At 70.3% G+C, this 1,043-nt stretch carries 1 protein-coding gene; it reads left to right on the top strand.

What is annotated here, in order from left to right; translation table 11 throughout:
- The coding region (locus Q6A92_RS18125) for a transketolase-like TK C-terminal-containing protein (protein ID WP_443029758.1) at window positions 1–1,043 on the top strand (1,043 nt) is incomplete at both ends.

Below are 1,043 nucleotides of genomic sequence, written 5' to 3'. Positions count from 1 at the left end.
GGCGGCCAAAGAGGCGTACGGCTGGCACCATGAGCCGTTCTTTGTCCCGGAGGCCGTCCGGGCCCACTTCCAGACGCTGGCGGCCGCGGGACAGCAGGAAGAGGCGGCCTGGAATGCCCGGCTGGCGGCGTATGCCCAGGCGTATCCGGCGCTCGCGGCGCAGCTGAAAGCGGCCATTGAAGGCCAGCTGGCCGCGGACTATGCCGAAAAGCTGCCGGTCTATGCGCCGGGAACGAAGCAGGCGACGCGGGCGTCCTCGGGCGAGGTAATCAACGGGCTCGCCCGGACGGTGCCGGCGCTGTTCGGCGGCGCAGCCGATCTGGCGTCGTCAACGAAAACCGCGATCCGGGCCGGGGGCGATTTTCTGCCGGGTACGTATGCCGGGCGGAACATCTGGTTCGGCGTCCGGGAATTTGCGATGGCGGCGGCGGTCAACGGGCTGGCGCTGCACGGCGGGGTGATTCCGTTTGGGGCGACGTTCTTTGTCTTCTCGGATTATGCGAAGCCGGCGATCCGGCTGGCCGCGCTGATGGGGATTCCGTCGATCTTCGTCTTCACGCATGACTCGATCGCCGTCGGCGAGGACGGGCCGACGCATGAACCGGTCGAGCAGCTGGCCGGGCTGCGGGCGATTCCGAACCTGACGGTGCTGCGTCCGGCGGACGGCAACGAAGTGCGCGAGGCGTGGAAGCTGGCGGTGGAAAGCCGGAACCGTCCGACCCTGATCGTACTGACCCGCCAGGGCGTCGAAACACTGCCGGGCGAAGCGGAGCATGCCGCTGAAGGGGTGCGCCGGGGCGGCTATGTGGTCTCGGAAGCGGCCGGCGGCCGACCGGAAGGGATTCTGATCGCGACCGGGTCGGAGGTGGCGCTGGCCGCCGAAGCGCAGGCGCTTCTGGAGCGGGCCGGCCATCCGGTGCGGGTGGTCAGCCTGCCGTCGTGGGAGCTGTTCCGGCAGCAGCCGCAGGCGTACCGGGACCGGGTGCTGCCGCCGGACGTCCGGGCGCGGGTCGGCATCGAGATGGCGTCGCCGCTCGGCTGGC

It is taken from the genome of Sporolactobacillus sp. KGMB 08714 (genome assembly GCF_036598985.1).
GTDB lineage: Bacteria > Bacillota > Bacilli > Bacillales > Sporolactobacillaceae > Sporolactobacillus.
The sequence above is the reverse complement of the archived record's forward strand: the minus strand, read 5'-3'. Positions and strand labels throughout refer to the sequence as shown.